A 26,030-nucleotide genomic window follows, 5' to 3' on the forward strand; every position below is an offset into this window, starting at 1 on the left:
CGCGTCACGGGGAGTACCGTCGCCCGGAGCCGGCGTGGAAGACGTGCACGTCGGCCCAGCGCACGGCGATCCGTACCGCCGCTCCCCGGTCGGGGCGGCGGGCGGCCGGCACCCGGGCGACCACCGGCTCCCCCCCGGCCAGCCGCAGGTACGCGTACGCGTCCTCGCCGACCACGTCCACCCGGTCCACGGTGGCCGGGGTGCCCTCGGCGTCGGCTCCGGCCACGGTGACCGCCTCGGGCCGGAAGCCGAGATCGAGCCGGCCGGTCTCGGTGACCGGCGCGCCGGGCGGCGGGTTGCCGGCCGGTCGCACCGGCCCGTCCGCCGGCAGCAGGTTCATCGCCGGGGAACCGACGAAGCGGGCCACGAAGCTGCTCGCCGGGGCACGCCAGATCTCGTCCGGGGTGCCGACCTGCTCGATCCGGCCGTCCCGCAGCACGGCGATCCGGTCGGCCAGCACCAGCGCCTCGGTCTGGTCGTGGGTGACGTGCACCACGGTGGCGCCCACCCGGTCGTGCAGGGCGCGCAGTTCGGCGCGCATCTCCACCCGCAGCGCGAGGTCGAGGTTGGACAGCGGCTCGTCGAGCAGGAACACGTCCGGCTCCCGGACCAGCGCCCGGGCCAGCGCCACCCGCTGCCGCTCGCCACCGGAGAGCTGACCGGGGCGGCGGTCGAGCAGCGCCGCGCAGCCGACCGACTCGGCCGCGACCCGGGCCCGCTCCCGGGCGACCGCCCGGGGGGTGTCCCGCACCTCCAGCCCGAACGCGATGTTCTCGGCCACGCTCAGGTGCGGGAAGAGCGCGTACGACTGGAAGACCATTGACACGTTGCGCCGGCCGGGGCGGTCGCCGGTGACGTCCCGCCCGGCGATCAAGACCCGGCCGGTGGTGACCGGCTCCAGCCCGGCCACCACCCGCAGCACCGTCGACTTGCCGGCCCCCGAGGGGCCGAGCACGACGAGCAGTTCGCCGCGGCGCACCGCGAGGTCGACCTCGTGCAGCACGGTCGAGGACCGGTAGGCGGCGCTGACGCCGTCGAGGACGAGCCCCGGTTCGCTCACCCGTGCTCCCCCCGGGCGAACAGCGGCCTGGTCTGCTGGTCGAGGTCGCGGATCACGTCGTCGAGCCGGTCGCCGCGGTGCATCGCGTTCTCCAGGATCCCGTACGTGACGTCCTCGATCTCGGGCCAGGTGGAGACCGTGGGCAGCGCCCGGACGGTGGGGATGGCGTCGAGGAAGACCTTGGCGCTGCGCGGCGGCTGGGCCGGGCCGAGGAACGCCGGGGACTGCGACACCGCGACGTGCGACGGCACGGTGCGGCCGGTGGCCGCGATGATCCGCTGCCCCTCCTCGGCGATGGCGAACTCCAGGAACCGCCAGGCGGCGTCCTTGCGCTTGGCGCCCCGGGTCATGCAGTACGCGTCGGAGTGCAGCACCCCGACCTGCTCCTTGTAGACCGGCAGCGGCGCGACGTCCCACTCGAAGTCGGTGATCGAGCGGAACGTGGTGGTGGACCGGCGGGAGCTCATCAGCATGGCCAGCCGGCCGTTGGCGAACCGGGACTCGTCGTCCTCCGCCTCCACCTCCTCGTCGGTGGGCACCACCCCGTACGCCAGCCGCAGGTCGACGAGGTTCTTCAGCGCCTCCCGGGCGGCGGGCGTGTCCAGCGTCAGCCGGGTCGGCCTGGCCGGGTCGTCCACGATCTCGCCGCCGTTGGACCAGACGAACGGGGCGAGCCGGATGATCGACGGTTCGACGCCGAGGCCGTGCACGGCCGGGCGCAGCGCGGCGCCCTCGCTCTCGGTCGCCTTGACCACCACGCCGCGGGCGTCGCGGGTCATCGCGGTGGCGGTGCCGACCAGGTCGTTCCAGGTCCAGCCGGGCTTCGGCTCCGGCACGCCGTACTTCTGGAAGAGCGTCCGGTTGTAGTAGACGGCCAGGCTGGACACGTTCTGCGGCAGGCAGAGCTGCTTGCCGTTCCACTTGAACGCGTCCATCGCCACCGGGTAGTAGTCGGCCGGGTCGACGGCGTCCGAGGCGGCGATCCGGTCGTCCAGCGGCTCGACCACGTCCTTGGCGGCGAACTGGCCGTAGAAGCGGTAGTTCATCAGGAACAGGTCCGGCGGTGCGCCGCCGGCCACCGAGGTGGCCAGCCGGGCCAGCAGGTCCTTGCGGTCGCTGGCCTCGACGAGCTGCACGTCGGCGCCGGGCCGGGCCTTCTCGTACGCCTCGATCAGGGTGCGGTAGGCGGCCAGTTCCTCGGGCGCGCCGAAGACCAGCAGGCGCACCGGGCCGTCGGCGGACGAACCCGACCCGGACCCGCAGCCGGTGGTCAGGAGCACGGCGGAGAGCAGCAGTGCCAGCAGGGCCTTCGGTCTCATCGGTTCCGTCCCGTCGGGTCGTCGTGGTGGAGGAAGCGCCGCTGGGCCAGCACGAACACGGCCAGCGCGGGCGCCGTGGCGAGCACCGCCCCGGCCAGGAACACCGGGAAGTTCGTCGGGTCCAGCACCGACAGCGAGCGCAGCGCCAGCGGCAGGGTGAACAGGTCACGGTCGTAGACGTAGACCAACGGGTCGAGGAAGTTCGACCAGGTAAGCACGAAGGTGAGCGCGGTGAGCGCGGCGGTGACCGGGCGGACCAGCGGGAGGGCGACCCGCCACCAGATGCGCATCGGGGAGAGGTCCTCCACCAGGCAGGCGTCGTAGAGGTCGGCCGGCAGCGCCCGGAAGGCCAGGTAGTAGACCAGGACGTAGAGCGGTGAGGTGCCCACCAGCGCCGGCGCGATCAACGGCACCAGGGTATCGGTCAGCCCGAGCATCCGGAAGATCGCGAACCGCGGCACCAGCAGCGCGGTGGCCGGCACCATCAGCGCGACCAGGGAGGCCGCGACCACGGTGGCGGTGGTGCGCGGGGCGACCCGGGCCAGCGCGAACCCGGCCAGCGCGGCGACCAGCACGCTCAGCGGCACCGCTACCACCGCCACCAGCACCGAGTTCAGCGACGCGCGCAGCAGCCCGCCGAGCTCCACCGCCTGTTGGTAACCGGTGGTGGAGACGGGCTCCGGCACCAGCTGCGGCGTCGGCGAGGGCGGCAGGCCGGGCTCGGTGAGCGAGCCGGAGACCAGCAGCAGCAGCGGCGGGACGAAGACGAGGAGGACGAAGGCGGCGCCGAGCGTGCGCCAGACACGCGCGGCCCGCTCGGGCAGCGGTGAGGGGCCGCTCGCGCGGCCCCTCACCCGGTTGGTGCCGATGTTCGCCTACCGCAGGGGGAGCTGCCAGGCGCCGAGACCGTGCGAGGCGGCGTAGAGGATCCGCTTGCCCGGCACGATGGTGAGCCCGGCGACCTCCACGTTCGGCATCCCGCCGGCCGCCTTGACCCAGCTCGTCGTCCCCCTGGCCAGCCGCAGCACACCGAAGTCCGTGGCCGCGTACAGGTCGCCGGTGACGTCGTCGCGGACCAGGTCGGTGATCGGCTGGTCGCCGAAGTCGTACGAGCGGTCGGCCCAGGTGGCCCCGGTGCCGGCCAGCCGCACCTCGAACGCGTGCCCGAGGGTGGTCGGGGTGTTCGAGTTGAACCCGCTGTAGGAGATCCACGCCCGGGACGGGTCGGCCGGGTCGACGTGGATGCTGGTCACGAAGCGGTTCGGCGTGCTCGGCGTGTCGATCCGGGTCCAGGTCACCGCGGCGGCCGGCTCGGCGTCGGCGTTGCGGGTGACGAAGACCCGGCCGGTGCTGGTGGCCGCGTACGCCGTCGAGGAGTCCGTGGCGACCCGCTGGACCACCGAGACGGCGCCGCCGGCCCGGTCGCCCCACGCGGCGTCGGTCAGCGCGACGCCGCCCAACTGCTCCCAGTCGCCGCACCGGGCCTCGAAGGTGCCGGTCCAGCTGTTGCAGATCCGGTTGGCCTCCGCCAGCGACCGGTCGCCGAGGCCGAAGGTCTTGGTGCGGTACACCGAGCGGGCGGTGCCGGCGAACATCGTGCCGCTGACCTTCGGGTCGGTGATCACCGGGGCGTAGAAGAGCGTGCCGGCCTGCCCGAAGACGCCGTCGTAGATGGAGATCCAGCTGCCGATGTCGCCGTTGTTGAAGTTCACCTCGGGCGTGGCGTCGTAGAACGTGTGGAACCGGAACTCCGGGCGGCCGACGTCGAAGCCGGACGCCCCGCCGTCACCGATCATCGTGTTCACCCAGCGAGCCCGCTGGCCCTTGTTCTCCCAGGTGCCGTTGTCCTGGGTGCCGCCCTGGAGCATCCGGTGGTCGTGCGGGCTGACCGAGAGGCTGATGAACTGCAGGGTGTTCATGCCCTTGTTGATGCCGTCCAGCTTCGACGGGATCCGGGACAGCATCTGCCGGCAGCGGTCCTTCTGCGCCTGGGTGGTCAGGTTGCGGTCCGGGTTGTCGCACCACGCCGAGCGGTCCACGAACTGGCCGCTGGAGCGCATCACGCCGCCGTCGTTGGCCTCGAAGAACTGGTACGGGTTGCGCGGGTTGGTGACCAGCGCGTGCTGGTCGGGGTGCAGGCCGTTGGGGTGCAGCTCGTCGGTGCCGTCGTAGGTCATGTCGGTGCCGCTGACCCCGGCGTCGGTGGAGAGCACCACGGCCCGCTTGTGCGCCACCGTCTCGCCGTAGACGTAGGAGCCACCGGTGTAGACGATGTCCGGGTGCCCGGCCGGGGTGTGCACGAAGACGTCGTACCAGCACTGGCCGGTGCACTGGTTGTAGGTGGCGAAGCCCGGGTCGGCCGGGTTGGCGCTGGTCAGGTCGGTGAAGGTGGGCGCCCCGGTGGCCACGTCGTCGCTGCGGAACAGCCGCGAGTAGGGGTTGCCCAGGTTGCCCTCGTAGACGTACATCCGGGTCTTGCCGCCGGGCAGCGCCGTCACGTCGATCGCGGCCCGGGTCTGGAAGACCGCGCTGTTGAGGGAGGGCTTGATCTGCGTCCAGGTGGCGCCGCCGTCCGGCGAGCGCCACACCCCGCGGGCGTACGAGGAGGCGTAGACGATCTTCGAGTCGCGCGGGTCGAGCTTGACGTAGCGCACCCCGCGCGGCGAGCAGGCGGCGGTGTTGTTGTACTCCGCGGCGCTGCCGGTGCACTGGGTGGCGTCGGCCGAGCCGTTGTGGATGAACCGCCAGCTCTTGCCGCCGTCGGTGGACTTGTACAGGCCCCACTTGGCGGCGTCCGGCACCGGCCGGGTGACGCCGGTGCAGCAGGAGCTGGACATGCCGCGCAGCGCGGTGGTGGTGGCGACGTAGAGCGTCTTCGGTTGACCGGGGACGATGGTGATCTCGCCGATGCCCTTGCCGGCGAGGGCGTCCTTGCCGAGCGGGCCCTGCCAGGTCAGGCCGCCGTTGGTCGACTTGTACAGGCCGACGCCGGCGACGCAGCCGGAGGCGCAGGTGTTCGCCTCGCCGGTGCCGACGTAGATGGTCAGGCCGGTCTTGTCGTTACGGTCGATCTTCACCGAGCCGGCGGCGTTGATGCCCAGCGGCCCGCCGAGGTAGAACCACTTCGGCTCGGGCGCGAGCACGTTGAGGGTGCCCCAGACGCCGCCGCCGGCCGGGGTCACGTAGGCCCGGCAGAGCAGCGCGTTGCAGTCCGGGGCGATGTCGATGGAGGTGACCCGCCCGCCGGCGACGTACTCGTCGGGCACGTAGTTGTAGGCGTTGCGGAACTCGGTGAACGGGTAGAGCGCCTCGCTCGGCCCGATGTTGGTCCACCTCTGGCTGCCGCGCAGGCGCCGCTCGGCGGCGGCGTAGGCGGCCTTGGACCGGTCGACCTGGGCGATGCTGATCGAGTCGGCCGGGTACGCGCGCTCCAGGAACTCCTGCTGCGCGGCGTTGCCCGGCCCCTCCGGTGACATCCCGTCGCTGCCCGGCACCGCCTGGCGCAGCCGCTCGAGGTGGGCGCCGGTGGCACCCGGCATCTCGCCGTCGCCCACCGCCGCGGCGGCCGGCACCTCGGCGCCGGTGAAGTGGATGCCCGCGGCACCCGTCGACGCCACCAGGGCGGCGACCGCTAGTCCTGCGAAGAGATGGCGACGTCTGCGCTTCACGAGGGTCCCTCCGGCACGAAAAGGCGTCGCCGCAGCGCGGCACCGGATTGGCGACCGTCACTGGCAGCGTCCACGCTGGAGAATGTCAGAGCGATCGGCCGCCGACAATCCCCTGCACGGACCGACCTCGACGGATGGTTGCATTCGCATACGACGGGTATTGCGGCCGCATGCCAGCTCGCTACGAGAACTATCCGAGAATCGCCATCGTCACCGGCGCCGACTCCGGCATCGGGAAGGCCTGCGCGGTGGCGCTCGCCGAGGCCGGGTTCGACATCGGCGTCACCTGGCACGCCGACGCCGAGGGCGCCGACCGGACCGCCACCGAGGTACGCGCCACCGGGCGTCGCTGCGAGGTCGCCCGGCTGGACCTGACCCGGCTGCCCGACGCCGCCGCCGTGGTCGACGAGCTGGCCGACCGGCTCGGCGGGATCGGGGTGCTGGTCAACAACGCCGGCACCGGCACCTCCGTCCCGTTCGTCGACACCGCCTGGGAGCAGTGGCGCGACGTGCTCGCGGTCGACCTGGACGGGCCCTTCCTCTGCTCCCAGCGGGCCGCGCGGCGGATGCGGTCGGACGGCAGCGGCGGGCGGATCGTCAACATCACCAGCGTGCACGAGCACGCGCCGCGGGTGGGCTCGGCGGCGTACTGCGCGGCGAAGGGCGGGCTCGGGCTGCTCACCAAGGTGATGGCACAGGAACTGGCCGCCGACGGCATCACCGTCAACGCGGTCGCCCCGGGCGAGATCGCCACGCCGATGACCGGCCAGGAGGACGTCGACCCGTTCACCCAGGAGCGCCCCGGCGTACCGGTCGGGCGGCCGGGCGACGCCCGCGAGGTGGCCGCGGTGGTCGCGCTGCTGGCCTCCCCCGCCGCCGCGTACGTCACCGGCGCCTCGTGGCCGGTGGACGGCGGCATGCTGATGATGGGCCCGCAGGCCAACGCGCTGCGGTCGGACGACTGGCGGCGGGTCGAGTCCTCGTAACAGTTGGTGACCATTCCGGTTCACAGTGTCCACTTAGCGTGGTCGGCGGCCCGGTCACACGACGGCCGGGCCGATCGCCGGCCCCCACCCGGGGCCCCGACCGGAAGGACACACCATGCCCTTCGCCCAGCGGGTCGCCGCCCTGTTCGCGGTGACCGTCCTGGCCACCGGCGCGCTCACGGCCGCGACCACCCCCCGCGCCGCCCGCGCCGCCGCCACCGACCGGCCCACGTCGGTGCTGTTGCTGACCGTCCTGCCGCACGTGCACGGCGAACCGCGGGCGGCCGCGCTGCGCTGCCACCCGGCCGGCGGGACGCACCCCGCGGCGACGACCGCCTGCCAGGCGGTGGCGGCCGTGCACGGCGACCTCGGCGCGATGACCCCCGAACCGGGGCCGTGCACCCTGGAGTACGCGCCGGTCACCGCCCGCGCGCTCGGCTTCTGGCAGGGTCGGCCGGTGTCCTGGGCGAAGACCTTCGGCAACCGGTGCGCGCTGCTGCGCGAGACCGGATCGCTGTTCGCCTTCTGACCCGCACGCCGCGCGGCGTCCGCCCCTCGGCGGGCGCCGCACCGCGTCGCCGGACCGGCGCACCGGTCGCGAACGGGACAGCGCGGGCGGATCACGGCAACGTATCCTCCGCTTTCCGGGTGATCACGCGGGCCGGCGCGACCAGCGCGATGCCGAGGGGGCCGGATGGCGGGGGCGGGCGGGTGGCGTCGCTGGCGGGGCACCGGCCGGCAGCGGCGGGCGCTCGTCGGCGGCGGCGGGCTGCTGGTCGTCGCCACTGTCCTGCTCCTGGCCGCCTGGCGCAGCACCGGCTTCGCCAGTGACCTGCTGCTCAACCTCGGAGCCAGCGTGGTGCTCGCGGCGATCTCGTACGTCATCTTCGACCCGCTGTTCGAGGAGGCCCGCAAGGCCCGGGTGCAGGAGCACCTCAGCTTCGACCAGAAGGCGTTCGTCGACCGGCTGTGCCGCACCGGCCGCCGGGTGCGGATCCTGGACACCTGGACGATCCTGCTGGAGGACCAGCACCGGGCGGAGACGCTGCGGGCGGTCGAGGCGGCCCTGGAGTCCGGCGCCGAGGTGCAGCTGCTCCTGCTCGACCCGGACTGCACCGCCGCCCAGCAGCGCTCGGAGGAACTGGAACGGCAGCGGGTGGACGTGCCCCGGCAGATCCGGGCCAACCTGCGCCATCTCGCCGCGTTCCAGGAGTCGCTACGGCTGCGGCCGAAGCTGGCCCGCCGGTTCCAGGTACGCGTCTACGACGCCTCCCCCTCCATCCAGCTCTACCAGTGGGACGGGCACGCACTGATCTCGTTCTTCCCGATCGGCAAGCTGTCGTTCAACGTCCCGCAGCTGGAGGTGGACATGGACAGCCCGTGGGGCGGTTTCGTGCACGCCCGGTTCGAGGAGCTGTGGGAACACGAGCAGGCCACCTCGACGCTGGAGCGCTACTGGACCACCACCGTCACCCTGCAGGACGAGGACTCCGACCTGGTCGAGGTGCAGGTGCCGTACGTGACGGTGGACGGGCAGCACTACCTCGACTGCCAGGCGTTCAAGCTGGTCCGGCCGCTGACCGTGCGGGCCCGGCCGCCGGCGCGTACCCCCGGGGTGTTCGGGCTGGCGGAGCCGGCCGACGGCGATCCGGTCCCACCCCCGGTGGTGGCCCGGCTCTTCGACCAGAAGTACGGCCCGGCCGACGGCAGCCGCGCCGTGCTGCGGCTGGTGCCACATCGCCGGGCGAACGACCGCGCCCCCGCTCCCCGCTCCGCCGAGGGGGCCCCGCCGCCCGAACGCTGACCGGCGGGGCTGGGACAATGGGGAGGTCCGCCCGCGCCGCCGCCGGGCGGGAGGGTCCCCCGATCGGCAGGAGAACGGTCAGCGTGTCGGAAACCGCCCAGGCCCCGTCGCCGGCCGGCGAGCTACGCGCCGACTGCGCCCGCTGCTTCGGGCTCTGCTGCGTCGCGCCGGCCTTCGCCGCGTCCGCCGACTTCGCCGTCGACAAGCCGGCCGGCCAGCCCTGCCGGCACCTGGGGCCGGACTTCCGCTGCGGCATCCACACCGAGCTGCGCGAGCGGGGCTTCCCGGGCTGCACGGTCTTCGACTGCTTCGGCGCCGGGCAGCAGGTGGCCCAGGTGACCTTCGGCGGGCGGGACTGGCGGCAGGCTCCGGAGACGGCCGCCCGGATGTTCGACACGTTCGCCGTGATGCGGCCGCTGCACGAGCTGCTCTGGTACCTCACCCAGGCGGTCGCGCTGCGCCCGCCGCGGCCGCTGCCCGACGAGCTGACCGCCGCGCTGGCGGAGACCACCCGGCTGGCCAACGCCGGCCCGGAGACGCTGCTCGGGCTGGACGTCGACGCGTACCGGGGGCGGGTGAACGCGCTGCTGTCGCGCACCGGCGACCTGGTGCGGGCGCGCGCCGGCCGGCCGGGCCCCGACCACCGGGGCGCCCGGCTGTTCGGGGCCGACCTGCGCCGGGCCGACCTGCGGGCGGCCAACCTGCGCGGCGCGCTGCTGATCGGGGCGGACCTGCGCGGCGTGGACCTACGCCTGGCCGACCTGACCGGCGCGGACCTGCGGGGCGCCGACCTGCGCGGGGCCGACCTGTCCGGCAGCCTCTTCCTGCACCAGTCGCAGCTCGAGGCGGCCCGCGGCGACCGGCACACCGAACTGCCGGCGACGCTCACCCGGCCGGCGCACTGGTCGGCGCTGCCGCTCACCCCGGTACGCCGCACCCCCCGCGCCGGCGCCCGCCGCCCCGGCCCACCCCGGCGCCGCTAGTCCGACGGTCCGGCCGCTCGCCGCCTACCGCGCCCCAGCCGTCCGCCGCTCACCGCACAACCGAGCCTCCGGCCGCTCGCCGCCCAACCGAGCCCCAGACCCGTCCGGCCGCTCGCCGCACAAACCGCGCCCGACCCGTGCCGCCGCTCGCCTCCTACCGTGCCGGGGTCGGGTCCTCGGTGGCCCCGGCTGCGCCGCCGGAGGCGCCGGCACCGGCGCAGGGTGCGCCCCGGTAGCCGTCGTGCACCGGGCAGGTCGGGCAGCGGGACCGGTCGCAGAGCCGGCAGAGCCGCGCCAGCTCGCGCCGGTCGCCCGCCTCGCACCGCAACAGGTTGCCGGCGATCCGCGCCAGCTGGTGGCGCTGCTCGGCGGTGAGCAGCCCGACCAGGTCGGCCAGCGCGTCCTGCCGGGCCCGCAGGATCCGCTCGGCGGCCACCCGGCCGGCGGCGGTGAGGTGCAGCGCCCGGCTGCGGCCGTCGGCGCCGGGCTGCCGCCGTACCCAGCCCTGGTCGACCAGGCGGCGGACCAGGTGGGCCGCGCCGGGCTGGGTGAGGCCGAGCACCTGGCCGAGCCATTCGGCGGTGCTGCCTGGCTGGTCCTTGATCACGACGACCGCCTCGGCCAGCGCCCCGCCGGCGCCGGCCGCGTCGACGACCGCGGCCCGCATCCGGGAGTTCACGGCGAGCGCCAGAGCGCCGAGGAGGTTCGGGGCGGCGTCCTCGGGTAGATTCATAAGTTATGAATCTACCCGGTCGAGCCGTCGCGGTCATCGTGCTGATGAACCTCGCCCAGCTCCCGGTCGCGATGCGACAGTTGCTCGTGGTGCTGCTCGGTCACCACAACACGGGCAGCTTCGCCACCGCCGGTGCCGCGAGCGCCGCCTGCGGGCTCGGCCTGGCGGTGTCCGCACCCCTGTACGGCCGGTTGCTGCCCCGCTTCGGCGACCGGGTGGTGCTGCTCGGCTCCGGCCTGGCCCACCTCGCGGCCCTGTCCGGGCTGGCGCTGAGCACCCGACCCACCGCCTTCGTGGCGCTGGCCGCCGCCGCCGGATTGGCCACCCCGCCCGCGCTGAGCAGCGGCCGGTCGCTGCTGCCCCGGCTGGTGCCCGCGCCGGCGCTGACCCGCGCGTACGCCGTGAACGCGGTCGGGCAGGAACTGCTCTACGTCGGCGGCCCGCTCGCGGTGACCCTGAGCCTGCTGCTGACCGGCCCCGCCGGTGCGGTGTTCGCGTTCGCGGCCGTCGGTTCCCTCGCCCTGGTCGGCAACGCCCTGGTCGTTCCTCGCCGGCACGGCGCCGACGCGGCCGACCGGGCCGCCCGTCCGGCCGCCCGGCGCACGGTGCGCACCCTGCTCGGCGTGCACCTGGGCTACGCGACGTGCATGGGCGCCATGTGGGTGCTGGTCCCGGCGTTCGCCGCCGGCGCCGGGCACCCGGACCAGGCCGGTGTGCTGATCACCGTCTGGTCGGTGGGCAGCCTGGCCGGCGGTCTGGTGCTCGCCCGCCGCGGCCGGTTGGCCGATCCGCGCCGCGCCTACCTGGCGCTGCTGGCCACCATGGCGCTCACCTCGGCGGTGCTGCCCTGGCCGCGTACCGTGCCGCAGATGGCGGTCGCCCTGGCCGTCTTCGGGCTCGCGCTCGCGCCGTGGCTCGCCGTCACCGACGGACTGATGGCTCGGGCCGCCCCCGCGCCGCACACCGCCGAGGCGTACGGCTGGTTGCAGACCGTCGGGCAACTCGGGACCGCCCTCGGCGCGGCGAGCAGCGGCGCGGTCAGCGACCGGTTCGGCACCACCGGCGCCTTCCTGATCGTCCCGGCGGCGCTGGCGGTCGCCGTCGCGGTCGCGCTCACCCGCCGTCGTGCGCTGTCCGCCGGGCCGGAAACGGCCGGCCCGCCGGCGCCGGAACCCGACGTTTCGCTGCCAGGTGGTCGGGTAGCCGGCTGACCGACGGTACGAGCGGGGAGGCGATGGTGGGATATCGGGCACGTCAGGGCGTACAGCCGGTCGACCCGGAGCACGCCGAGGACGAGGCCGGCCAGGCCCGGCTGGTCCAGGTCGGGGCGGACACCGACGTCCCGGCTCCGGACGACACCGAGATCAAGCCGGACATCGTCACCGAGGACGACGGCTCCGGCGTGGCGGGCGGGGCGTCGGGCACCAGCAGCGGTGGCTCGACCATGCCCGGCCACCCGGACGCGACCCGCTGACCACCTCGCCGGCCGACCGTCGGGTGTGGTGTCCGGGCCTGCCCCGGGCAGCCCGCGCGGGTCCGCTCCGGGCCGCCGCGCCGGCCCAACCCCCATCGGCGTCAGCGGCCGGCGGGCACCGCCGCGGCGCGGGCCTCGGTCATCCCCCGGTTGGCCAGCGCGTCCGCCCGCTCGTTCTCCGGGTGTCCGTTGTGGCCCTTCACCCACAGCCAGGTGACCTGGTGGCGGGCGCACGCCGCCTCCAGCCGCTGCCACAGGTCGGCGTTCTTGACCGGCTGCCGGGCCGCGGTCAGCCAGCCGTTGCGCTTCCACGAGGCGAGCCAGCTGGTGATGCCGTTGCGCACGTACGTGCTGTCGGTGTGCAGCTCGACCGTGACCGGGCGGGTCAGGCTCTCCAGCGCCTGGATGGCGGCCATCAGCTCCATCCGGTTGTTGGTGGTCGGCGTCGCCTCACCGCCGTGCAGCTCCCGCTCGTGGCTGCCGTAGCGCAGCACCACGCCCCAGCCGCCCGGACCGGGGTTGCCGCTGCACGCGCCGTCGGTCCAGATCTGCACGATCCTGCCGGTCGTCCCGTCCACCATGCCGGCAACCTACCCGGTGCCGACGCCGGCCCGGCGGCTCGGGGCATCCGCCACGCGGGCCGGCAGCTAAGGTCGGGCGGTGGAACGGCACATCACCTTTGAACGACTGCACAACTTCCGTGACCTGGGCGGCTACCGGGCCGGCGACGGCCGCACCGTGCGGTGGGGTCAGCTCTACCGGTCGGACTCGTTGGGCAAGCTGGCCGGGGCGGACCTGGCCCGGTTCCGCGAACTCGGCGTGCGTACGGTGATCGACCTGCGCTACCCGTGGGAGATCGAGGCGCGCGGCCGGGTGCCGCACCACGAGGGTCTGGTCTGGCACAACCTGAGCATCGAGCACCGCCCCTACGACCAGGCCACCATCGACCCGACGGTCGACCCGTGGCGCTACCTCGCCGACCGGTACGCGGAGGTGGCCGACGACGGCGCGGCCGAGCTGCGGGAGGCGCTGGAGGTGATCGCCGAGGCCGACGGTCCGCTGGTCTTCCACTGCGCCTCCGGCAAGGACCGCACCGGCCTGCTGGCCGCCCTGCTGCTCACCCTGCTCGGGGTCGACGACGAGCAGATCGCGGCGGACTTCGCGCTGACCGAGCTGGCCACCGAGCGGTTGGTGGCCGACTGGCGGGCCGCCCATCCGGGCCGCACCCTGGTCTGGCCCGGCTACGGCCGCGCCCCGGCCGAGATCATCCAGCTCGTGCTGGCCGACCTGCGGGCGGCGCACGGCTCGGTGCACGGCTACGTCACCGACCGGCTCGGCGTGTCCGAGAAGACGATCACGCGGCTGCGCGAGCGGCTGTTGACCGGGTGAGGCAGGCCGGCGCCGGTGGCTCGTCCCCAGGGACGGGAAATGCCCGCGCCCAGCGCGGCGGTGGTCTGGCAGGGTGGGCACCGTGACGGTGATCGACAACGGCCTGCGGGCCGGGGCGGGTGGGACCTTCGACGAGCTGCGGCGCGCCGGCCGTGCGGCGATCCGGCCGGCCGAGCCGGGCGACGCCGACACGCTGCACCGGTTCATCGTGGAGCTGGCCGCGGCGGAGGACTTCCCGGGCGAGGTCAGCGCCGAGCCGGCGGACGTCGCCCGGGCGCTGTTCGGGTCGCGGCCGGTGGCGGAGGCGGTGGTGGCGACCGTCGACGACAAGCCGGTCGGGTTCGCGTTGTTCTACCCCACCTACAGCACGGTGCTGGGCCGCCCCGGCATCCATCTGGAGGACCTCTACGTCCGGCCCGAGCAGCGTGGCGGCGGGCTCGGCCGGGCGCTGCTCGCCCACCTGGCCGCGCTGGCCGTGGCGCGGGGCTGCGCCCGGCTGGAGTGGTGGGTGCTGCGCACCAACGACCCGGCGCTGCGCTTCTACCGCCGGCTGCGGGCGCGATCCCTGGACGAGATCGACGTGCTGCGACTCGACGGTGAGGTGCTGCGCGAGCTGGCCGACGGCAGCCAGCTCGGCGGCGGGCAGGCGACGGCCGGCGTCGCGCCCGACGCCTGATCCGCCGCCTGCCCGGGCGTCGGGAACGCTGGCCTAGCGGCTCCGCCGACCGCGGACGAGGCGGGCGCGGAGCCGGTCGGCGGCGTCGCCGGCGGTGGCGGCGACCATCGGCGACAGCCGGGTGGAGCTCATCACCGCCAACTCCTCGGCCGGGCTGGTGGCGCCGTCGAGGAAACGCAGCACCCGCTCGGCGGGGTTGCGGTCGAAGAGCCGGTCGAAGAACTCCGGCCCGCTCACCCCGCCGCGGTCCAGCGCGCGCAGCGCGACCGCGTCCATCCACAGATGCCGTCGGGGGTACGCGGGCGCCGGCACCGGTGGCCGCCCGGCCGCCAGGGCGCGGGCCACCTGCTCGGCCTGCCGCCGCATGGCGGAGAAGGTGAAGCCGGTGGAGGGGCGGGTGGCGCCGCCGGCCGTGCCGAGGCGGACCACCCGGGGTGACGGGTGGGCGTCGAACGGCGCGTCGGTCATCGGGATCACCCCGTCCTCCACCTCCCGTACGACCAGCCGGACCGGGTCGAGGCCGAGCAGGTCACGGTAGCCGGCCAGGGCCGCGTCGTAGCCGGCGTCGGTGAGCCGCGCGGGCGAGAACTCGGTGTACTCGACCAGGGCGTAGCGGTCGCTCACCGGCAGCACGTAGCCGAACGAGACGCCCCGGGCCGGCTGCGGGGTGCGGAAGTCCATCAGCACCGCGCGGTCGGCGTCGAAGACCGGGGTGTCCGAGGCCAGCCACCACCCCCGGAAGTGCTGGAGCCAGTTGGTGCGCCCGGGCCGGCGCGGCGGGCGGGGCCGGGAGTCCAGCACCCAGGACGCCCGGAGCACGGCGCTGCCGTCGGCGCGGACCAGCACCCGCTCGCCGTCGTCGTCGAGGGCGTCGGCGGCGGCCACGATCCGCCGCACGCCGAGGCGCCGCTCGGCGGCGGCGGCCCGGTCGTAGACCGGGCCGGAGCGGAGCATGGCGTACCGCAGCGGGGCGAGGTCGAGCACCCGGCGGCGCTGCGCGGTGACCACCTCGACCTGCCGCCAGCTCGCGCTCAGCACCGGGTCGAGATCGTTGCCCGGGCGGTCCCAGAACGCCCAGGTGCGGTCCTGGCCGCGCTTGTGCACCGGGTCCACCACGGCGACCCGCAGGTCGCGCACCCCGTGCCGGTCGAGCGCGGCGAGCACCAGCGACGCGGCGCCGCCACCACCGACGAGGGCGAGGTCGACGTCGACCGGTGCGCGGTTCACCCGGTTCACGGTGTCACACCGGTCCCCGCGCGGTGTTCGGTGGCCGCCGTGACCTGTCGGATCCGGGCCCGCAGCGCCCGCTGGAGCAGGATCGGGTAGCCGTGCAGCGGCACGGTCAGCCCGGCCAACCAACCGGCGGCCGGGCCCGCCCCGAGCAGGGCCGCCACCCCGGCCAGCCCGAGGGCGACGACGGCGAGCACCGAGTGCCCGAACTCGGAGCGCCGGGTGCGCAGGTCGAGTGCCGGCAGGGCGGACCGGGTGCCGGCGAAGGAGTGCCCCATCAGCCGTTCCCAGCCAAGCCGGCGCAGCAGTCGCCGGTACGCCGCGACACCCAGCCGCCGGTACAGCGCCGGCTCCCACCGGCGGATCCGCCAGTGGTCGCCGCGCAGCGCCGGCCGCGCGGCCTCCACCCAGGCGGCGGCCCAGGCCATCAGCGCGAAGTGGACCACCCAGGCGAACGCGAAGCCGTAGCCGAGCAGCGCGCCGGTCACGGCGCCCGCGGCGGCCACCGCGATCCCACCCGCCACCAGGACCAGCAGCGCCCGGGTCGTCATCCGGGCGAGCCTAGCCGGGCGGCCGGCGACCACGGGCGAGCGGGGACCGCGACCCCGTCGGTACGGTGTCCGTCATGGCGGATCGATCCCAGCCGCTGGGCCGCCCGTTCTGGGCGTTCTGGGGTGCGGCGGCCCTGGCCAACCTCGGCGACGGCATCCGGGTGGCGGCGTTCCCCCTGCTTGCCGCCGCGCTGAGCGACGACCCGGTGGCGGTGGCCGGGGTCGCCGCGGCGCAGTTCCTGCCCTGGCTCGTCGCGGGGCTGCTCGCCGGCGCGCTGGCCGACCGGCGCGGCGCGCGTACCGTGATCGCCGCCGCCGACGCCGGCCGGGTGGTCGTGCTGGCGGTGCTGGCCGTGGCCGTGGCGACCGGCCGGGCCACCATTCCGCTGGTGATCGCCGCCGCGTTCCTGCTCGGCGTGGGCGAGACCCTGCGCGACACCGCCGCCCAGACCGCGGTGCCCCGCCTGGTCAGCGACGCCCAACTGGAGAAGGCGAACGGACGGCTGGTCGCCGGCGAGATCGTCGGCAACGAGTTCGTCGGCCCGCCGGTGGGTGCGCTGCTCTTCGTCGTCGGTGCCGCGCTGCCGTTCGCGGCCAACGGCGCGGCGCTCGCGCTGGCGGTCATGCTGGTGCTGTCCCTGCCGCTGAGCCTGACCCGCCCCGCCCGGGCCGCGGGCGCGAGCCCGGTCCCGGCCAACCGGGACGGGGTGTTGGCCGGACTGCGCTGGCTGGTGCGGCAACCACTGCTGCGCACGCTGGTCGTGGTCGGCGCAGCCGTCGCCGCCGCGGACAGCGCCTGGTTCGCGATCTTCGTGCTGTACGCGCGGGAGAGCCTCGGTCTCGGCGCGCTCGGCTTCGGCCTGCTGCTGGCGACCGGCGCGGCCGGCGGGCTCGCCGGTTCGTTCGCCGCCGACCGGCTGATCGCCCGGTTCCGGCACCGGGACGTGCTGACCTGGTCCCTGGCGACGACGGCGGGCGTTCCGCTGCTCCTGGTGGTGGCACCGCACCGGGTCGCCGCGGTGGCCGTCGTCGTCACGACCAGCGCGTCGTTCGCGGTGCTCAACGTCGCCGCGCTGTCGATCCGGCACCGCCTCGTGCCCGAGGGGCTGCTCGGCCGGGTGGTCGCCGCCTCCCGGATGCTCACCTTCGGCTGCACCGCGCTCGGCGCGCTGGCCGGTGGCGCGCTCGCCGCGCGCGCGGGCGTCGAGGCGCCGTTCCTGTTCAGCGGTGCGGTCGCCGTGCTCGCGACGGTGGCCTGGTGGCTCTCCTCGCGGCCGGCCGCGCCGCCCGATCCCGCCTGAGCCGCCGGCCCGTCAAGCGACCGGGCTCGACGCGGCGGGCTGGCCCGGCGCGGCGGGCTGCTCCGGCGCGGCGTGCTGGTCCGGCGGCGGGGCGGCGTACGCCCGGCGACGGTCGTCCGGTCGAAGACCCGCCAGGTCGCGGCCGAGACGCCGACTCGCCATGGCCGGCCCCTGGCCGTGTCGCTCACGTAGCTGTCGCCGGGAGCGCGGGTTGATGCGCCGGCGCCCTGTCGAGCTGCCCCGTCCATGGGACCACCGGGCTGGCGACGACCGGTCGTCGCGCTCGTGCACGACGCCGCGCGCCCCTACCGACGGGGCAGCTCTGAAGGGCGCCCCTACCGACGGGGCAGGTCTGAAGCGGCTGCGGGAGTGGTGGGCCGCCACCGACCTGCCCCAGCCCACGGCAGCTCGACACGATGACAGCGCCGGCCCTGCCTGCCCCGCCCGGACGCGGCAGCACGACCCGGTGACAGCGCGGCGGGCACCCCGCCGGCGATGCTGGGCCAGTCGCCCTGCCTGTCCTGGCCGGACGCGCGGCAGCAGGACCCCGGTGACAGGGCGGGCCCTGCCTGCCCCGGCTGGAAACGGCAGCAGGACCCGGTGACAGCGCGGCACCGCGCGCCCCGGCGAACGCACCGCCCCGGACCGCCGGCTCGGCACGGCGACGCCCGCACTCGGTGGAAGGGCCAGCGGGGCGCGCCGTTCGCGCGGCGAAACCCCGTTGGCCCACGGCGGGCGGGTGTGCGACGGTCTGGCGGTGAACGATCACCGGACGGTCAACCGGACCACCTGGGACGAGCGCGCCCCCGCCCACGCCGCGTCGCCGGACTACGGCGTCGAACGCTTCGTCGCCGACCCCGAGCACCTCAGCGAGGTGGTGCGGTTCGACCTGCCCCGGCTCGGCGACGTGACCGGGCTGCGCGGGGTACACCTGCAGTGCCACATCGGCACCGACACGGTCTCGCTGCACCGCCTCGGCGCGCGGATGACCGGCCTGGACTTCTCCGGCGCGGCGCTGGTGCAGGCCCGCCGGCTGGCCGAGCGCACCGGCGCGGCGGTCGACTTCGTGCAGGCGGACGTGTACGACGCCCCGCAGGCGCTCGGCGAGGCCGGGTTCGACCTGGTCTACACCGGCGTCGGCGCGCTGTGCTGGCTGCCGGAGATCCGGCGCTGGGCCGAGGTGGTCGCCGCACTGCTGCGCCCCGGCGGGCGGCTGTTCCTGCGCGAGGGCCACCCGATGCTCTGGGCGCTGGCCGATCCCCGGCCCGACGGCCTGCTGGCGGTCGAGCACCCGTACTTCGAGCGGCCGGAGCCGACCGTGTGGGACGAGCCGGGCACGTACGTCGAGACCGACGTGACCTTCACCCACACCCTGTCGTACGAGTGGAACCACGGGCTGGGCGAGGTGGTGAGCGCACTGCTCGACGCGGGCCTCGACCTGACCATGCTGACCGAGCACGACAGCGCGCCGTGGGACGCCCTGCCGGGTCAGACGGCCCGCGACGCGCACGGCGAGCACCGGCTGCGGGACCGGCCGTGGCGCCTGCCGCAGACGTACACGCTCCAGGCCCGCAAGCGGGGCTGAGCCGGGGCCGCGGTCAGCCGGGGCGCTTGCGGTAGAGCACGCTGCGGCGCAGCGGGCCGGCCGGGACGCTCGGGTCGTCGAAGTCGTCGGCCGGGTCGGTGGTCATCCCGAGGCGGCGCATCACCGCCTGCGAGCGCAGGTTGGTGGCGGTGGTGACGGCGAGGATCTCGGGCAGCCCGACGGTGTCGAAGCCGTACGCCAGCACGGCGCGGGCCGCCTCGGTGGCGTAGCCGTGCCCCCAGGCGGCGCGGGCGAGCCGCCAGCCCGCCTCGACGCCGGTGAAGGGCATGCCGGGCTCGACCCGGTCGAGCCCGGCGAAGCCGACGAACTCGCCGGTGTCGCGGACCTCGACCGCCCAGAAGCCGAAGCCGTCGCGGGCCAGGGCGGCCTGGAACCGCCGGACGGAGGCGGTGGCCTGTTCCGGGGCGAGCAGCGGGCCGAGGTGCTCGCGCACCTCGGGGTCGGCGTTCATCGCGGCCCAGGGCGCGAGGTCGGACTCCTGCCAGTCGCGCAGCAGCAGCCGCCGGGTTCTGATCTCCGTCACCGGCCGACCCTAGCCGGCCGGCTCGGCGGCCTCCGAACGCTTTTCGGCCGCCTGGTCCCGGGGGATCGCCTCGATCGTCGCCATGTGCCGCTCACCCCATTCGCCGAGCGGGATCAGTGCCTCGTTCAGCGAGGCGCCGAAGGCGGTCAGCGAGTATTCCACCTTGGGCGGCACCTGCCGGTAGACCTCCCGGTGCACGAGGCCGTACGCCTCCATCTCGCGCAGCTGCTGGATCAGCATCTTCTCGCTGATGCCGGAGATCCCCCGGCGCACCTCGGCGAAGCGGCGTGGACCCTGGTGCAGCTCCCAGAGGATCAGCGCCTTCCACTTGCCACCCACCACGTCCACGGCGGCGTCGAGGCCGCACGTGTAGGTCCGCTTCTTCACCGCACCCCCTCCACACTTACCGAAAGGTAAGTACCTGGGAAAATAGTAGGTACTTGTCGCTCCGCGCGTACCGGAACCAGGATGGAGCCGCCCGGCGGGATGCGCAAGAGCACCCGATCCGGCGCCTCCACCCTTTTCTGATCCCTGTGAGGAGCGGATCCATGACCGACCACGATCCTGCCCCGGTGACCGTGCTGGGGCTCGGGCCGATGGGCCGCGCGCTGGCCGGCGCGCTGCTCGCGGCGGGCCATCCGACCACCGTCTGGAACCGGACGGCCGACCGCGCCGACCGGCTGGTCGAACGCGGCGCACGGCGCGCCACCACCGTCGAGGAGGCGGTCCGGGCCAGCCCGCTGGTGCTCGCCTGCGTCGTCGACTACGCCGCCGTGCGCGCCATCGTCGAGCCGGCCGCCGCCGCGCTGAACGGCCGCACCCTGGTGAACCTCACCGCGGACACCCCGCAGCGGGCCCGGGAGCTGGCCGACTGGGCCGCCCGGCACGGCGTCGACTACCTGGACGGGGCGATCATGACGCCCGCCCCGACCATCGGCGGGCCGGCCGCGCTCGTGCTCTACAGCGGGCCGGAGCGGACCTGGCAGGCGCACCGGGCGACCCTGGCCCACCTGGGCGGCGACGCCGAGTGGCTCGGCGCGGACCCCGCCCGGGCCGCCGGCCACGACGTAGCCCTGCTCGACGTCTTCTGGACGGCGATGAGCGGGATCGCGCACGCGTTCGCCCTGGCCCGGGCCGAGAAGATCCGGGCGACCGACCTGGCCCCGTACGCCCGGGGCATCGGCAACCTGCTGCCCGACCTGATCGACGACCTGGCCCGGCGGTTGGACGCCGACGACCACGTCGCCGACGTCTCCAGCATCGCCTCCGCCGCCGCCGGCATGGCGCACATCATCGAGGCCGCCGAGGGGCACGGCATCGACGCCGGCGTGCTGCGGGCCGCCCACGCCGCCGCGGGCCGGGCGATCCGGGCCGGGCACGGCGACGACGACTTCTCCCGGGTGGCCCGGATCTACGAACAGGCCGCGGCCTGAGCGGGCCGGCCCGTCGACCGGTCACCGTGCTCGGGCTCGGCGAGATGGCCTGAACGCTGGCCGTCCCCCGGTTGGACATGCAGCCGTTTGGCTGCCTATAGTGACAGGCAACCAAACGGCTGCATGTGCGGGGTGCGGGGTGGACGAGGTGTTCCGGGCGCTGGCCGACGCCAGCCGCCGTCGGCTGCTCGACGACCTCAACCTGCGCAACGGGCAGAGCCTGCGCGAGCTGTGCGCCGGGCTCGCGATGACCCGGCAGTCGGTCAGCAAGCACCTGGCCGTGCTGGAGGCGGCCAACCTGGTGACCGCCGTGCGCCGCGGCCGGGAGAAGCTGCACTACCTCAACCCGGCGCCGATCAACGCCATCGCCGACCGCTGGATCAACCGGTACGACCGGCAGCGGGTCCACGCGCTCGCCGACCTGCAGACAGCATTGGAGCGGGAGTCCATGCAGATTCCGACGTTCGTCTACACGACCTACATCAACACCACCCCGGAGCGGCTCTGGGCCGCGCTGACCGAACCGGCGTTCACCCGCCGCTACTGGGGCGGCGTGGCGCTGAAGTCCGACTGGCAGGTCGGCTCCCCCGTGCTGTGGCAGGACGCCCCGGACGGCGACTACCGCGACCTCGGCCAGCGGGTGCTGGCCGCGGAGCCGTACCGGCTGCTCAGCTACAGCTGGCACGGCTTCCAGCCGGAGCACGCGGCGCACTTCGGCTGGTCGGCGGAGGAACTCGCCGCCCGGCTGGGCGAGCGCCGCTCGAAGGTGACCTTCGAGATCACCCCGCACGGCGGGGCGGTCCGGCTGACCGTCGTGCACGACGACTTCTCCCCCGACAGCGAGATGCACCGGGCGATCAGTGGGCAGCTCGACGGCAGCGGCGGCTGGCCGGAGCTGCTGGCCAGCCTGAAGACGCTGCTGGAGACGGGTGAGCCGCTGCCCGAGCCGGTAGCCGAGCCGGCACCCGCCTCCTGACCCGACGGGCCGGCTCGGGGCCGCGCCCGCCGGGCCGGCCCACCGCGCGCCGGCCCGAGGGCGGCACCGCCGGGAGGCGGTGCCGGGTGGCACCACCTCCCGGCGTCGCCGTCACCGGTGTTCGAGGGCGAGCCGGGGCAGCCGCCGGGCCAGCCAGGCCGGCAGCCACCAGGCCCGCCGCCCGAACAGCTGCATCACGGCCGGCACGATCAGGCACCGGATGACCAGCGCGTCGACCAGCACCGCCACGGCCAGCCCGAGGCCGAACTGCTTGAGCATCCGGCCCGGGTCGAACAGGAACGAGCCGAACACCACCACCATGATCGCGGCGGCGGCCGTGATGATGCGACCGGTGGTCGCCATGCCGTGCCGGATCGCGGCCGGGGCGTCGTGGTGCTGCTCCCAGTGCTCGTGCATCCGGGCGAGCAGGAAGATCTCGTAGTCCATCGACAACCCGAACGCGATCGCGAAGATCAGCACCGGCACGAACGCCTCGACCGGGCCGGGCTGGACACCGAGCGCGTCGGCCAGCACGCCGTGCTGGAAGACCAGGGTGATCGCGCCCAGCGCCGCGGCCACGCTGAGCAGGTTGAGCAGCGCGGCCTTGAGCGGGATCAGCAGCGAGCGGAAGACCAGGACCAGCAGCAGGGTGGAGAGGCCGACCACCACCAGGACGAACAGCGGCAGCCGGTCCGCCACGGCGGTCGAGAAGTCCACCGTCGCCGCGGTGGTCCCGCCGACCAGGAAGCTCACCCCGGGGCCGCCCAGCCCGGGCAGCACGTCGGCGCGCAGCCGGTCCACCAGCTGCTGGGTGCGGGCGTCCTGTGGCTTGGCGTCGGGAACGACGATCATGGTGGCGACCCGGCCGTCCGCGGTGGGCACCGGCGGCACGACGGTGGCGACACCGGCCGTGCCGGCCAGCGCCGGGCGGGCCGCCTCGGCCACCGCCCGCGCGTCGCCGCCCGGCGCCCCGGTGGCGTCGACGACCACCACCAGCGGCCCGTTGAAGCCGGGGCCGAACCCCTCGGCCAGCAGGTCGTACGCCTGCCGGCTGGTGCGTTCCGGCGCGCCGTTGCCCGGGTCGGCGATGCCCAGCCGCATGTCGAGCACCGGCACGGCCAGCGCCAGCAGGGCGCCGACGGCGACCACGGTGGCCGTCCAGGGGTGCCGCTGCACCAGGCTCGACCAGGCCGCCCAACGCGACCCGTCGCCGCGGCGCCGGGTGGCCCGCCGGCGTACCGTCCGCTCGATCCGGCCGCCCATGATGCCGAGCAGCGCGGGCAGCAGGACCAGCGCCGCGGCCATGGTGGCCGCCACGGTCACCGCCACGGCGACCGCCACGCCCTGCAACGAGCCCAGGCCGAGCACCACCAGGCCGAGCAGGGCCAGGATCACCGTGGTGCCGGCGAACAGGACGGTCCGGCCGGCGGTGTCCACCGCCCGGCGCCCGGCCTGCTCCGCGCTCGCGCCGGCGAGCAGTTCCGCGCGGTAGCGGGAGAAGAGCAGCAGCGCGTAGTCGATGCCGACGCCGAGCCCGACCAGGGCCAGCAGCGGGGTGGTGTAGTCGGCGACCGTCGCGACGTGCGACGCGAGCAGGACCAGCCCCATCGCGGTGCCGACGGCGAAGACCGCGATGATGATCGGCAGGCTGGCCGCGAGCACCGAGCCGAAGAGCACGACGAGGATCACCAGCGCCGCGAGCAGGCCGATGCCCTCCGCCGGTCCGCCGCCGCCCTCCTCCACGGCCACCACCGGGTCGCCGCCGACCTCCACCCGCAGCCCGTCGCCGGCGGCGTCCCGGGCGGTGTCGACCAGCCGCCGGACGTCCTCGTCCGGCACGTCACCGGCCTGCCCGGTGAGGGTCACCGTGGCGTAGCCGACCGTCCGGTCGGCGGAGAGGGCGCCGGGATCGGCGTACGGGTCGCGGGCCTCGGCGACCGAGGGCAGCCCGCGTACCCGGTCGAGCAGCTGCCCCACCCGGTCCCGGGTGGCCGGTCGCTCCAGCCCCGCCGGGTCGGCCAGCACGATCTGCACGCTGGTGTTGGCCGCGACCGGCGCCCGCTCGCGCAGCGTGTCCAGCGCGCGCTGCGACTCGGTGCCGGGCAGCGAGACGTCGTTGCGGTAGTTCGCGCCGACGAGTTGCGCGCCGACGCTGACCGCCACCAGGGTCACCAGCCAGGCGAGCAGCGCCTGCCACCGGTGCCGGTGCGCCCAGCCGGCCAGTCGCTCGAACCGGCTGGCGGGTGGGGTTGTCGGGGGCGCGCTCGGCGCCGGGCTGGACTGGACCATCGCGGTGACGACCTCCTGACGTGCACGGATGCCGCCGACGCTAGGAGCGCCGGGCCGCGCGGGGCGACGCCCGCGGTGGTGATCTCCGGATACCCCCCGGGAGGGAGGAGGGATGCTCCCGCCGGGTGATCCGGCGGCCGCCGCACCCCCGCTAACCTCGGTGTCGTGACCCGTCGTGACCAGGTGGTGGACGTCGGCGTGGCGGTGTCCGTGCTCGCCGCGTCGCTGCTGGTGCTCGTCCTGGACGGGATCGGCACGCCGTCGCCGGACGCGACAGCCCTGGACGCCACCGGCGTGGCGCTGGTCGCCACGGCCTGCCTGCCGCTGCTGGTCCGGCGGCGGGCGCCGCTGGCGGCGTACCTCGGCACCGCCGTCGGCACCGCCGCCCTGCTCGTCCTGCGCTACCCGCTGGACTTCCCGTTCAGCTGCGCCGTCGCGATCTACACGCTGGCCGCGGTGTACGGCGGCGACCCGCGGCCCGGCCGGCGCTGGGCGGCCCGGCTGGCGGTCGGGGCGTTCGTCCCGGTGGCCGCCGGAGCGTACGCCGCGGCCGGTTTCCGCGGCCACGGGGTGGTCTCCGGGATCGGCGCCTGGGCGCTGACCTTCGCCGGCGCCTGGCTGGCCGGCGAGCTGTCCCGGGTACGCCGGGAGCGGATCGACGAGCTGGAGGAGCGGGCCGCCCGCGCCGCCCGGGAGATCGAACGCGAGCGCCGGCTGGCGGTGGCCGAGGAGCGCACCCGCATCGCCCGGGAGCTGCACGACTCCGCCGGCCACGCGGTCAACGTGATCCTGGTGCAGGCCGGCGCGGCCCGGCTGACGCACGAGCGGGACCCGCAGCGGTCGCTGCGCGCCATCGCCACGGTGGAGGAGGTGGCCCGGAGCACCATCGTCGAGATGGAGCGGCTGGTACGGGCGCTGCGCGACGACGACGCCGAGCCGGTGCCGGCCGACCCGGGCGCCCTGGAGGAGCTGCTGGACCGGCACCGGGTCGACGGTCTGCGCATCGACGCCGAGCTGAACGGCCCGCACCGGCCGCTGCCGCGCAGCGTCTCCTGGGCCGCCTACCGGATCCTCCAGGAGTCGCTGACCAACGCCGCGCGGCACGGCTGCGGCACGGCCCGGGTCGCGGTGGACTTCCGGGCGGACGCGGTGGAGATCGCGGTGAGCAACCCGGCCCCGGCGACTCCCGCCGCGGCCGGGGTCCGCGGGCGGCGGCACGGCATCGTGGGCATGCGGGAGCGGGCCACCCTGCTCGGCGGGAGCCTGGAGACCGCGGCCGAGCAGGGCGAGTTCCGGCTGCGGGCCCGCCTGCCGTACGACGGGGCCGGCCGGTGAGCGCGCTGCGCCTGCTGCTGGTCGACGACGACGACCTGATGCGCGCCGGCCTGCGGGCGGTGCTGTCGGTCGACGACGGCATCGAGGTGGTCGGCGAGGCCGCCGACGGGCGGCTGGCGGTCGAGCGCAGCCGCGCGCTCGACCCGGACGTGGTGCTGATGGACGTGCGGATGCCCCGGATGGACGGGGTGAGCGCGACCCGGGAGATCGTGGCGGCGGGTGGCCGGGCCCGGGTGCTGGTGCTGACCACCTTCGAGGACGAGGACTACGTCTTCGGCGCGCTGCGTGCCGGGGCGTCCGGGTTCGTGCTCAAACGCACCCGGCCGGAGCAGTTGATCGCCGGCATCCACACGGTGGCCGGCGGCGAGGCGCTGCTCTCCCCCGCGGTGACCCGTACGGTGATCAGCCGGATGGTCGACCACGACGAGCCGGTCGATCCGGCGCTGCGCCGGCGGCTGGCCGAGCTGACCCCGCGCGAGCGGGACGTGCTGGAGCGGGTGGCCCGCGGGCTGTCCAACGCCGAGATCGCCGCCGAGCTGGTGATCGAGGAGTCGACCGTGAAGACCCACGTCAAGCGGATCCTGGCGAAGCTGGGGCTGCGCGACCGGGTGCAGGCGGTGGTGCTCTGCTACGAAACCGGCATCATCCGCCCCGGCCGGCGCCGCCCCGACTGACCGGGCCGTACGCCGCGGAG

The 26,030-nt window shown here is 75.2% G+C and carries 26 protein-coding genes; 14 read left to right on the plus strand and 12 right to left on the minus strand.

What is annotated here, in order from left to right; genetic code table 11:
- Positions 1-4 precede the first annotated feature (4 nt).
- From Q3W71_RS25115 to Q3W71_RS25130, 4 genes are read right to left on the minus strand one after another with little or no spacing between them, the layout of a single operon-like run.
- Positions 5-1,060 (minus strand): ABC transporter ATP-binding protein, encoded by a 1,056-nt coding sequence (locus tag Q3W71_RS25115; RefSeq protein ID WP_302921915.1) that lies wholly within the window; start codon positions 1,058-1,060, stop codon positions 5-7.
- Positions 1,057-2,379: a sugar ABC transporter substrate-binding protein gene (locus tag Q3W71_RS25120; protein ID WP_302921916.1), complete on the minus strand. Its 1,323-nt coding sequence runs from the start codon at positions 2,377-2,379 to the stop codon at positions 1,057-1,059. Before Q3W71_RS25120 ends, Q3W71_RS25115 begins: the two co-directional genes overlap by 4 nt.
- The gene (locus Q3W71_RS25125) at positions 2,376-3,233 is read right to left on the minus strand and encodes a carbohydrate ABC transporter permease (RefSeq protein ID WP_302921917.1); all 858 of its coding nucleotides are present in this window, start codon (positions 3,231-3,233) and stop codon (positions 2,376-2,378) included. Before Q3W71_RS25125 ends, Q3W71_RS25120 begins: the two co-directional genes overlap by 4 nt.
- Positions 3,234-3,254: 21 nt before the next feature.
- A complete protein-coding gene (locus Q3W71_RS25130; RefSeq protein ID WP_302921918.1) occupies positions 3,255-6,047 on the minus strand; it encodes an exo-alpha-sialidase in 2,793 nt (930 codons plus the stop codon).
- 170 nt (positions 6,048-6,217) lie between these two features.
- On the opposite strand from Q3W71_RS25130, the gene Q3W71_RS25135 reads away from it, so the two are divergent.
- From Q3W71_RS25135 to Q3W71_RS25150, 4 genes are all read left to right on the plus strand, one after another.
- Positions 6,218-7,033: an SDR family oxidoreductase gene (locus Q3W71_RS25135; RefSeq protein WP_302921919.1), complete on the plus strand. Its 816-nt coding sequence runs from the start codon at positions 6,218-6,220 to the stop codon at positions 7,031-7,033.
- Positions 7,034-7,148: 115 nt separating this feature from the next.
- The gene (locus Q3W71_RS25140) at positions 7,149-7,562 is read left to right on the plus strand and encodes an SSI family serine proteinase inhibitor (protein WP_302921920.1); all 414 of its coding nucleotides are present in this window, start codon (positions 7,149-7,151) and stop codon (positions 7,560-7,562) included.
- Between the two features lie 165 nt (positions 7,563-7,727).
- On the plus strand, positions 7,728-8,837 hold the full coding sequence (locus Q3W71_RS25145; RefSeq protein WP_302921921.1) for a DUF5919 domain-containing protein: 1,110 nt from the start codon (positions 7,728-7,730) through the stop codon (positions 8,835-8,837).
- 83 nt (positions 8,838-8,920) lie between these two features.
- Complete coding sequence (locus tag Q3W71_RS25150) at positions 8,921-9,820, plus strand: pentapeptide repeat-containing protein (protein WP_302921922.1); 900 nt, start codon at positions 8,921-8,923, stop codon at positions 9,818-9,820.
- 154 nt (positions 9,821-9,974) lie between these two features.
- Here the strand turns inward: Q3W71_RS25150 and Q3W71_RS25155 are convergent, their stop codons facing one another.
- Positions 9,975-10,553: a MarR family winged helix-turn-helix transcriptional regulator gene (locus tag Q3W71_RS25155; RefSeq protein WP_302921923.1), complete on the minus strand. Its 579-nt coding sequence runs from the start codon at positions 10,551-10,553 to the stop codon at positions 9,975-9,977.
- Between the two features lie 5 nt (positions 10,554-10,558).
- On the opposite strand from Q3W71_RS25155, the gene Q3W71_RS25160 reads away from it, so the two are divergent.
- Both Q3W71_RS25160 and Q3W71_RS25165 read left to right on the plus strand, forming a co-directional pair.
- Complete coding sequence (locus Q3W71_RS25160; protein ID WP_302921924.1) at positions 10,559-11,764, plus strand: MFS transporter; 1,206 nt, start codon at positions 10,559-10,561, stop codon at positions 11,762-11,764.
- A 23-nt stretch (positions 11,765-11,787) separates the two neighbouring features.
- Complete coding sequence (locus Q3W71_RS25165) at positions 11,788-12,027, plus strand: preprotein translocase YidC (protein ID WP_302921925.1); 240 nt, start codon at positions 11,788-11,790, stop codon at positions 12,025-12,027.
- A gap of 101 nt (positions 12,028-12,128) precedes the next feature.
- Here the strand turns inward: Q3W71_RS25165 and rnhA are convergent, their stop codons facing one another.
- Positions 12,129-12,608, minus strand: a complete 480-nt coding sequence (gene rnhA / locus Q3W71_RS25170) for a ribonuclease HI (protein WP_302921926.1) — start codon at positions 12,606-12,608, stop codon at positions 12,129-12,131.
- A gap of 79 nt (positions 12,609-12,687) precedes the next feature.
- Between rnhA and Q3W71_RS25175 the strand changes: the two genes are divergently transcribed.
- Both Q3W71_RS25175 and Q3W71_RS25180 read left to right on the plus strand, forming a co-directional pair.
- Positions 12,688-13,416, plus strand: coding sequence for a tyrosine-protein phosphatase (locus Q3W71_RS25175; protein WP_302921927.1), 729 nt, complete (start codon positions 12,688-12,690; stop codon positions 13,414-13,416).
- A gap of 82 nt (positions 13,417-13,498) precedes the next feature.
- The gene (locus tag Q3W71_RS25180; protein WP_302921928.1) at positions 13,499-14,092 is read left to right on the plus strand and encodes a GNAT family N-acetyltransferase; all 594 of its coding nucleotides are present in this window, start codon (positions 13,499-13,501) and stop codon (positions 14,090-14,092) included.
- A 33-nt stretch (positions 14,093-14,125) separates the two neighbouring features.
- Here the strand turns inward: Q3W71_RS25180 and Q3W71_RS25185 are convergent, their stop codons facing one another.
- Together Q3W71_RS25185 and Q3W71_RS25190 are read right to left on the minus strand one after the other, a co-directional pair.
- Complete coding sequence (locus Q3W71_RS25185) at positions 14,126-15,319, minus strand: lycopene cyclase family protein (RefSeq protein ID WP_368051142.1); 1,194 nt, start codon at positions 15,317-15,319, stop codon at positions 14,126-14,128.
- Positions 15,320-15,324: 5 nt separating this feature from the next.
- The gene (locus Q3W71_RS25190) at positions 15,325-15,873 is read right to left on the minus strand and encodes a hypothetical protein (protein WP_302921929.1); all 549 of its coding nucleotides are present in this window, start codon (positions 15,871-15,873) and stop codon (positions 15,325-15,327) included.
- Positions 15,874-15,947: 74 nt separating this feature from the next.
- On the opposite strand from Q3W71_RS25190, the gene Q3W71_RS25195 reads away from it, so the two are divergent.
- The gene (locus Q3W71_RS25195; RefSeq protein ID WP_302921930.1) at positions 15,948-17,174 is read left to right on the plus strand and encodes an MFS transporter; all 1,227 of its coding nucleotides are present in this window, start codon (positions 15,948-15,950) and stop codon (positions 17,172-17,174) included.
- Positions 17,175-17,186: 12 nt separating this feature from the next.
- Here Q3W71_RS25195 and Q3W71_RS25200 read toward each other — a convergent pair whose 3' ends face one another.
- Entirely contained in the window at positions 17,187-17,336 is a 150-nt protein-coding gene (locus Q3W71_RS25200; protein ID WP_302921931.1) for a hypothetical protein, read from the minus strand.
- A gap of 595 nt (positions 17,337-17,931) precedes the next feature.
- On the opposite strand from Q3W71_RS25200, the gene Q3W71_RS25205 reads away from it, so the two are divergent.
- Positions 17,932-18,759, plus strand: coding sequence for a bifunctional 2-polyprenyl-6-hydroxyphenol methylase/3-demethylubiquinol 3-O-methyltransferase UbiG (locus Q3W71_RS25205; RefSeq protein ID WP_302921932.1), 828 nt, complete (start codon positions 17,932-17,934; stop codon positions 18,757-18,759).
- A gap of 13 nt (positions 18,760-18,772) precedes the next feature.
- Here the strand turns inward: Q3W71_RS25205 and Q3W71_RS25210 are convergent, their stop codons facing one another.
- Complete coding sequence (locus Q3W71_RS25210) at positions 18,773-19,303, minus strand: GNAT family N-acetyltransferase (RefSeq protein WP_302921933.1); 531 nt, start codon at positions 19,301-19,303, stop codon at positions 18,773-18,775.
- 9 nt (positions 19,304-19,312) lie between these two features.
- Entirely contained in the window at positions 19,313-19,690 is a 378-nt protein-coding gene (locus tag Q3W71_RS25215) for a helix-turn-helix domain-containing protein (protein WP_302921934.1), read from the minus strand.
- 161 nt (positions 19,691-19,851) lie between these two features.
- Here Q3W71_RS25215 and Q3W71_RS25220 point away from each other — a divergent pair, with 161 nt between their 5' ends.
- Entirely contained in the window at positions 19,852-20,736 is an 885-nt protein-coding gene (locus tag Q3W71_RS25220; protein WP_302921935.1) for an NAD(P)-dependent oxidoreductase, read from the plus strand.
- Positions 20,737-20,875: 139 nt separating this feature from the next.
- Complete coding sequence (locus Q3W71_RS25225) at positions 20,876-21,712, plus strand: metalloregulator ArsR/SmtB family transcription factor (RefSeq protein WP_302921936.1); 837 nt, start codon at positions 20,876-20,878, stop codon at positions 21,710-21,712.
- A gap of 111 nt (positions 21,713-21,823) precedes the next feature.
- On the opposite strand, the gene Q3W71_RS25230 is transcribed toward Q3W71_RS25225, so the two are convergent.
- On the minus strand, positions 21,824-24,001 hold the full coding sequence (locus tag Q3W71_RS25230; RefSeq protein WP_302921937.1) for an MMPL family transporter: 2,178 nt from the start codon (positions 23,999-24,001) through the stop codon (positions 21,824-21,826).
- A gap of 165 nt (positions 24,002-24,166) precedes the next feature.
- Here Q3W71_RS25230 and Q3W71_RS25235 point away from each other — a divergent pair, with 165 nt between their 5' ends.
- Both Q3W71_RS25235 and Q3W71_RS25240 read left to right on the plus strand, forming a co-directional pair.
- Positions 24,167-25,336, plus strand: a complete 1,170-nt coding sequence (locus Q3W71_RS25235) for a sensor histidine kinase (protein WP_302921938.1) — start codon at positions 24,167-24,169, stop codon at positions 25,334-25,336.
- Positions 25,333-26,010 (plus strand): response regulator transcription factor, encoded by a 678-nt coding sequence (locus tag Q3W71_RS25240; RefSeq protein ID WP_302921939.1) that lies wholly within the window; start codon positions 25,333-25,335, stop codon positions 26,008-26,010. The genes Q3W71_RS25235 and Q3W71_RS25240 overlap by 4 nt, the downstream gene beginning before the upstream one ends.
- Positions 26,011-26,030: the final 20 nt, after the last annotated feature.

It is taken from the genome of Micromonospora sp. C28SCA-DRY-2, from assembly GCF_030519475.1.
Classification (GTDB): domain Bacteria; phylum Actinomycetota; class Actinomycetes; order Mycobacteriales; family Micromonosporaceae; genus Micromonospora.